This window comes from Streptomyces sp. NPDC058000 (genome assembly GCF_042886435.1).
GTDB lineage: Bacteria > Actinomycetota > Actinomycetes > Streptomycetales > Streptomycetaceae > Streptomyces.
Genome location: NZ_JBHVQS010000040.1, coordinates 74,042 through 81,322, shown reverse-complemented (window position 1 = coordinate 81,322; position 7,281 = coordinate 74,042). Strand labels below are relative to the sequence as shown.

The following is a 7,281-nucleotide window of genomic DNA, read 5'->3' as shown; positions in this document are numbered from 1 at the left end:
ACCCCTTCCGCACCGCGCCCCCGATCAGACCCCCGTCATTCCCCCCCCACCCGCGAGGTTCCCAGACACATGGCTGACATCAACCGCCGGCGATTCCTCCAGATAGCCGGCGCCACCGCGGGCGTCACCGCCCTCTCCGGCAGCATCGCCCGCGCCGCCGCCATCCCCGCCCGGCGCAGCGCCGGCTCCATCAAGGACGTCGAGCACATCGTCGTCCTCATGCAGGAGAACCGTTCCTTCGACCACTACTTCGGTTCGCTGAAGGGCGTCCGAGGCTTCGGCGACCCGCGCCCGGTCACCCAGCCGAACGGCAAGTCCGTCTGGTACCAGGCCAACGGCGGCAAGGACGTGCTGCCCTACCACCCCGACGCCGAGAACCTCGGCATGCAGTTCATCGAGGGCCTCAACCACGACTGGCACGGCGGCCACCAGGCGTGGAACGGCGGCAAGTACGACCAGTGGATCCCCGCCAAGGGCACCGGAACCATGGCGTACCTGACCCGCCAGGACATCCCCTTCCACTACGCGCTCGCCGACGCCTTCACCATCTGCGACTCCTACCACTGCTCGCTGATGAGCTCCACCGACCCCAACCGCTACTACCTGTGGTCCGGCTACGTCGGCAACGACGGCACCGGCGGCGGCCCGGTCGTCGGCAACGAGGAGGCCGGCTACGGCTGGACCACCTACCCCGAGCGCCTGGAGAAGGCCGGCGTCTCCTGGAAGATCTACCAGGACATCGGCGACGGCCTGGACGCCGCCGGCAAGTGGGGCTGGATCGACGACGCCTACCGCGGCACCTACGGCGACAACTCCCTGCTCTTCTTCAACCAGTACCGCAACGCCAAGCCCGGCGACCCGCTCTACGACAAGGCCCGCACCGGCACCAACGTCAAGCAGGGCGACGGCTACTTCGACCAGCTCAAGGCCGACGTCAAGGCCGGCAAGCTGCCGCAGATCTCCTGGATCGCCGCCCCCGAGGCGTTCTCCGAGCACCCCAACTGGCCCGCCAACTACGGCGCCTGGTACGTCTCCCAGGTCCTGGACGCGCTCACCTCCAACCCCGACGTGTGGAGCAAGACCGCCCTGTTCATCACCTACGACGAGAACGACGGCTACTTCGACCACGTCGTCCCGCCGTTCCCGCCGGCCTCCGCCGACCAGGGCCGGTCCACCGTGGACACCGCCCTGGAGCACTTCTCCGGCAACGCCACCTACGCCGCCGGCCCCTACGGCCTCGGCCAGCGCGTCCCGATGCTGGTGGTCTCCCCCTGGAGCACCGGTGGCTACGTCTGCTCCGAGGTCTTCGACCACACCTCCGTCATCCGGTTCATGGAGCGCCGCTTCGGCGTCCACGAGCCCAACATCTCGCCCTGGCGCCGCGCCGTCTGCGGCGACCTCACCTCCGCCTTCGACTTCTCGTTGGAGAACACCAAGCCGGCCGCGCTCCCGGACACCAAGGGCTACCAGCCGCCGGACCACAACCGGCACGACAGCTACCACCCCACGCCGCCCGCCAACCCCGTCCTGCCCAAGCAGGAAGCGGGCTCCCGGCCCAGCCGCCCGCTGGCCTACGTACCGCTGACCGACGGCACCGCGGACGTCGCCGGCGGCCGCTTCACCCTCACCTTCAGCGGCGGCAACGCCGCCGGCGCCTGCTTCCTGGTCACCGCGCCCAACCGCACCGACGGCCCCTGGACGTACACCACCGAGGCCGGCAAGACCCTCGCCGACACCTGGAACACCAGCTACTCCAAGGGCAGTTACGACCTGACGGTGCACGGCCCCAACGGCTTCCTGCGCACCTTCAAGGGCCCCGGCAAGAAGCAGACCCCCGAGGTGACCGCCCGCCACGACGCCGCCTCCGGCCACGTCGAACTGTCCCTCACCAACCCGGGCACCGCCCCCTGCCGGCTGACCATCGCCAACGCCTACGGCGGCGCCAAGCAGACCGTCCGGGTGGACCCGGGCGGCACCGTCACCCAGCCCGTCGACCTCACCGGGAGCAAGCGCTGGTACGACCTGACGGTCACCGCCGACACCGACGCCGGCTTCCTGCGCCGGTTCGCCGGCCACGTCGAGACCGGTAAGCCCGGCGTCAGCGACCCGGCGCTCCGCACCGGCTGACCCGGCCCCGGCCGGGAGGCGCCGCAGCGTCCGCGCCTCCCGGCCACCCGTCGGCGGGAATGTCGCCTTGCCTTGGAGCGCACTCCAGCTCCTAGCGTGTGACCCACCACCGACCGAAGGGGAACCGATGCGGTACACACTGTTCGGCAAGACCGGCCTGCGGGTGAGCGAACTGGCCCTGGGCACCATGACCTTCGGCGAGGAATGGGGCTGGGGCACCGCCAAGGACACCAGCGCGCGCATCCTCGACGCCTACGCCGACGCCGGCGGCAACTTCCTCGACACCGCCAACAACTACACCGGCGGCAGCTCCGAGACCATGCTCGGCGAACTGCTCGCCGGCCGCCGGGACCGGTTCGTCCTGGCCAGCAAGTACACCTGCGCCACCGCCGAGGGCGACGTCAACGCCGGCGGCAACCACCGCAAGAACCTCGTGCAGTCCGTCGAGGCCAGCCTCCGCCGCCTGAACACCGACCGGCTCGACGTGCTGTGGGTGCACGCCCGGGACAACTTCACCCCCGTCGAGGAGGTGATGCGCGCCCTGGACGACGTGGTGCGCGCCGGCAAGGTGCTCTACCTCGGCGTGTCGGACTGGCCCGCCTGGGAGATCGCCCAGGCCAACACCCTCGCCGAACTGCGCGGCTGGACCGCCTTCGCCGGCTCGCAGCTGCGCTACAACCTCCTGGAGCGGACCGTGGAGCGCGAACTGCTCCCGCAGGCCCGCGCCTTCGACCTGGCCGTGCTGGCCTGGGCCCCGCTCGCGGCCGGCAAGCTCACCGGCAAGTACCGGCGCGGCGAGTCCGGCCGACTGGACACCACCGACCGGCCCAGCGACTGGGACCACAACGAGGACGAGACCGTCACCGCCGTCCTGGAGGTCGCCGCGAAGGGCGGCTGGAGCCCGGCCCAGGTGGCCCTGGCCTGGCTGCGGCAGCGCCCCGGCAACGTCATCCCGATCATCGGCGCCACCAAGGAGAGCCAGCTGGCCGACAACCTCGCCAGCGTGGACGTGGTACTGGACGCGGACGCCGTGGCGCGACTGGACGCCGCCAGCGAGGTCCCGCTCGGCTTCCCGCACGCCTTCCTCCGCGAACCGGGCATCACCGAGACCGTCTACGGCGACCGCTGGTCCGCCATCGAGGACCGGCGCTCCACCTACCGGCGCACCGCCCACGAGGTGCGCTGACCGCTCCGCGCGCACCCCTCCCCGTAGGCGCCCCGGTACGCCCCCGTACGCCGAACGCCGCCGCCCGGCTGGCCGGGTGGCTGCGGCTGCGTTCTAGTGAGGTGGGCCGGCGGTCCGCCGGGCCACCACGGGTGCCGAAGGAGACGTGCGATGAGGAACACCGCCACGACGGCCGTCACCGCGGCCGCCGTCGCGCTGGTCGCGGTGGCGGTCGGCGGATGCTCGAACGGGGGCGGCGGGACCGCCCCGTCGCGCTCCAAGACCCCCTCCGGGACCGGCCCGGCCAGCGCCCCGCCGACGGCGACCCCGTCGGCGGGGCCGGTCGCGGTGCACGCCCGCTCGGGGCCGCTCGGCACGATCCTGGTCGACGGACAGGGCCGCACCCTGTACCTGTTCGAGGCGGACAGGGGCCGCGAGTCGACGTGCTACGGCGACTGCGCCAAGGACTGGCCACCGCTGGTGGTGCGCGGCGCCCCCACGGCCGGCAGCGGCGTGCGGGAGGAACTGCTGGGGACCACCGCCCGCCGTGACGGCAGTCGGGAGGTCACGTACCACGGGCACCCGCTCTACTACTTCGTCCAGGACAAGCGGCCCGGCGACGTCAACGGCCAGGGCTCGGACGACCAAGGCGCGAGGTGGTACGTCCTGGACCCCGCGGGCAACCGGATCACGAAACCGGTGCCCAGCGGAAGCCCCAGCAGCAGTCCCAGCGGGCACTGACCGTGCGCCGCCCGACCTGCTTCGCCCCGACGCGCCTCGCCCCGGCCGCGGTGGTCCTCTGCCTGGCCGCGGCCCTCACCGGCTGCGGGCACTCCGGAGGCGGAGGCGCCCCCTCCGCCTCGCCGTCCGCCACCTCCGCCGGGCCCACCGCCCCGCGGATCGCCATCAAGGACTTCGTCTTCCGGCCCGCCGCGCTGACCGTACGGCCGGGCGCCAAGGTCACCGTCGTCAACGAGGACGATGTGGCCCACACGGTGACCGCCACCGGCGCCAAGCCCTTCGACACCGGCACCGTCGCACCGGGTCGCAGTGCCACCTTCACCGCGCCCGCCAAGGCCGGCGACTACCCCTACATCTGCGCGATCCACCCGAACATGAAGGGCACGCTCACCGTCCGCTGACCCGTCGGCCCGGCCCGACCCACCACCGGTTTCCTGCCGCTGACCGGGCGGCGGTGCCCGGCTGCGTGAGGGCGCTCCCGGTTACTTGAGCGCGCTCCGCTGCTGCCACTGCTGCCAGTTCTCCTGCCAGACCTCCAGGCCGTTGCCGACGTCGGTCTTCTTGGTGCTGCTGGTGCCCTTCACCTCGACCGTGGAGCCGACCGACAGGAAGTCGTAGACCCGCTTGGCGTCCGAGGTGCTCATGCCGAAGCAGCCGTGGCTGTTGTTGACCACGCCGATGGACTGGTTCCACGGGGCGGAGTGCAGGAACGTCCCGGACGCGGTGAGGTGGGTGACCCACTGGGAGTCCAGCATCCACTCGCTGCCGTGGCCGATGGTGGCGGAGTCCATGGTCTCGGCGGCGTTCTTGCTGCGGACGGTGTGCACCCCGCCGCGGGTCGGGTCCTGCGGGGAGCCCGCGGAGCCCGTGATGGTGCCGACCGCCTTGCCGTCGGCATACATGGTCAGGGTGTGCGAGGGCACGTCGATGACGGCCTTGTGGTCGGCGCCGATCGTGAAGTCGAAGTCGTAGTCCCGCGCGAACCAGCCGCTGTCACCGGAGTTGATGCCGCCCAGCCCGCCGTGGACGGACACCTTGGTGCCGGCCGGCCAGTAGTCCTTGGGCCGCCAGTCGATCCGGTCCTTGCCGGACCAGTCCTTCACCCAGCCCCAGGCGCCCTCGACGTGCGGCTGGGTGGTGACCTTCAGCGCCTTCTCGACCTCGGCGCGGTTGCTCGTGGCTATCGGGTGGTCGAAGAGGATCGAGATCGGCATGCCGGTGCCGACCGTCTGCCCGTTGCCCGGCGTGTTGGTGAGCTTGTTGACCTTGTCGGCCTGCTCGGTGGTGAAGGTCGTGGTGGCCGAGGACTCCTTGCCGCCGGTCGACTTCGCCTTGGTGGCCACGGTGTACGTGGTCTTCGGCCGGACCTTGCCCTCGGACGTCCATGACGCACCGTCAGCGGTCAGCTTGCCGGGCACCTTGGCGCCCTTGTCGTCCTTGACGTCGACCGTGGTCAGCTTCCCCCCGTCCGCCTTGACGGATATCGGCGAGCCGAGCTTCGCGGCGGTGCCGGCGGCCGGGGTGACGGTCACCTTGGCCGCCGACTCCGCGGCCTTGGACGAGCCGGCGCCGGTCCCGCACGCGGTCATCAGCAACCCCGCCGCGAGCGCGGCGGGTATCAACCGGGCGGTGTGGCGACGTGTTCCGGCGTGCACGAGGGTCCCTCCAAAGCTGAACAACGGACGGCGGCGGAGCCGAAGGCATCCGCCGCACATACAGATGTTTTGTCCGCTTCAGAGGTTGTGCGGTGCATCGGTTTATTAGGACACAGTTCGATATCGAAGCTGGGGGAGCGCGACAAGTGTCCCGGGTGGTGCCGTCGCGCTCCGCCCGGGACGCGTGCCGCGTCAGGTGGCGGTGCCGCCCGGCTGGCCCGGCGTTCCGGGGGTCCCGGCGGGTCCACCGGGCGACCCGGGGCTACCGGGCTGTTCCGGAGTCGTGGGCCCCGGGGCGCCGGGCTGCTCGGGCGTCGAGGGCCCGCCCGGCGTCGAGCCGGGACCTGACGGGGACTCCGGTGTCGTACCGCCCCCCGGGGACTGCGGGGACTCCGGCGACGAGCCGCCGCCCGGTGTGCCGGGGGATTCCGAGGACGACGGCGACGGCGAGAACGGCGACGCGGACGGCGGCGGCGACGGCTGGTCCGTACTGCCGTCGGCGCCCTCCGGGCGGGCGAAGTACTGCCCGGTGTCCGGGTCCTTGAGGACGAACGACTGCACCGGCTTCGGTGCCGGCTGGACCGTCACCACGTTCGCGTCCCGGAACCCCGGCCAGGGCTTGCCCTGCGTCTTCAGGCCCTTTTGGCCGGTGGTCATCGGCGGCGTCAGCGGGTTCCCGCAGGCGCAGCGCACCCTCGGCACGCCGTGCGCGTCCACCAGCACCGCCGTGCCCGCCTGGAGCACCGCCTGGTAGGTGGTCGCCTTGCCGTCCTGGTAGCCGTGGTTGGTGACCCAGGTGTCGACCAGCAACTGCACGGAGGTCATGGACCGCAGGTACGCCGGCAGCTCCCTGGGGCTCTTGCCCTGCACGCCGGCGAACGCCCGCGCCTTGTCCGGGTTGGCCTGGAGGTAGCGGATCTGCTTCTCGACGTCGCAGCTGGCCTTGTCGCGGCTGCCGCCGTACAGGCCGGGCGCCGCCCCCGACACGCTGGTGCGCCGGTGGTCGCCGCGCGGCGGTACGGACGGTGTGGCCGTCGGGGACGCGGTGCCGCCCCCGTTGACCGTCGAGGCGGTGTACGGGGCCGGGCCCGTCGAGCCGACCGATTCCAGGTGCAGCTCACCCGTGCCCCCGCCACCGCCCCCGGGGCGGGTCAGTACCACCGCCAGTACCACGGCCACGACCACCGCGGCCGCGGCGATGGCGATCCGCGGTGCCGACCGCCACCAGGGCCGGGGCCCGCCGGCGCCGCCGCCCGCACCGCCCCCGCCGCCGTTTCCGCCCCCGCCGCCGTCCCCGCCGCCCGGGGGCGGGCCCCCGCCCGGCGCGGTGGGCTGCCCCGGTTTCTGCCAGGGGCGGGTCGGCTCGTGGGACGGCTCGGAGGGGGAGCCGGACAGCGGACCCGACGGTGGACCGGTCGGCTGGCTTCCCGGTCGGCTGTCCGGTGGCGGTGTAGATGTCACGGGTCCCTCTTCCCGGCGCTGTTGGGCCATCCGGCAATGCGCATGACGCCCAGATTTGTGGAGATTTAGCCACGTACGGGCAATTGTGTGCCCAGATGCGGCGTCCTCCGCAAGCGGGGTTGGCACGGCCGT

At 72.3% G+C, this 7,281-nt stretch carries 6 protein-coding genes; 4 read left to right on the top strand and 2 right to left on the bottom strand.

Annotation, left to right across the window (positions count from 1 at the left end; translation table 11 throughout):
• The first annotated feature begins 69 nt into the window (after positions 1 to 69).
• The 4 genes from ACFVT2_RS30030 (at position 70) to ACFVT2_RS30015 (ending at position 4,434) form a co-directional block, all read left to right on the top strand.
• Positions 70 to 2,127, top strand: a complete 2,058-nt coding sequence (locus ACFVT2_RS30030) for a phosphocholine-specific phospholipase C (protein WP_390022859.1) — start codon at positions 70 to 72, stop codon at positions 2,125 to 2,127.
• A 127-nt stretch (positions 2,128 to 2,254) separates the two neighbouring features.
• Complete coding sequence (locus ACFVT2_RS30025; RefSeq protein WP_390022857.1) at positions 2,255 to 3,313, top strand: aldo/keto reductase; 1,059 nt, start codon at positions 2,255 to 2,257, stop codon at positions 3,311 to 3,313.
• Between the two features lie 150 nt (positions 3,314 to 3,463).
• Complete coding sequence (locus ACFVT2_RS30020) at positions 3,464 to 4,033, top strand: hypothetical protein (protein ID WP_390022856.1); 570 nt, start codon at positions 3,464 to 3,466, stop codon at positions 4,031 to 4,033.
• Positions 4,034 to 4,035: 2 nt separating this feature from the next.
• Complete coding sequence (locus ACFVT2_RS30015; RefSeq protein WP_390022854.1) at positions 4,036 to 4,434, top strand: cupredoxin domain-containing protein; 399 nt, start codon at positions 4,036 to 4,038, stop codon at positions 4,432 to 4,434.
• A gap of 81 nt (positions 4,435 to 4,515) precedes the next feature.
• Here ACFVT2_RS30015 and ACFVT2_RS30010 read toward each other — a convergent pair whose 3' ends face one another.
• Together ACFVT2_RS30010 and ACFVT2_RS30005 are read right to left on the bottom strand one after the other, a co-directional pair.
• On the bottom strand, positions 4,516 to 5,688 hold the full coding sequence (locus ACFVT2_RS30010) for an Ig-like domain-containing protein (RefSeq protein WP_390022852.1): 1,173 nt from the start codon (positions 5,686 to 5,688) through the stop codon (positions 4,516 to 4,518).
• A gap of 192 nt (positions 5,689 to 5,880) precedes the next feature.
• Positions 5,881 to 7,149, bottom strand: a complete 1,269-nt coding sequence (locus tag ACFVT2_RS30005; protein ID WP_390022850.1) for a DUF6777 domain-containing protein — start codon at positions 7,147 to 7,149, stop codon at positions 5,881 to 5,883.
• Between the last annotated feature and the right edge of the window lie 132 nt (positions 7,150 to 7,281).

Excerpts from the sequence above, each read along its gene's own strand:
- ACFVT2_RS30030 (WP_390022859.1), top strand. The coding sequence starts at position 70 with ATGGCTGACATCAACCGCCGGCGATTCCTCCAGATAGCCGGCGCCACC.
- ACFVT2_RS30025 (WP_390022857.1), top strand. The coding sequence starts at position 2,255 with ATGCGGTACACACTGTTCGGCAAGACCGGCCTGCGGGTGAGCGAACTG.
- ACFVT2_RS30020 (WP_390022856.1), top strand. The coding sequence starts at position 3,464 with ATGAGGAACACCGCCACGACGGCCGTCACCGCGGCCGCCGTCGCGCTG.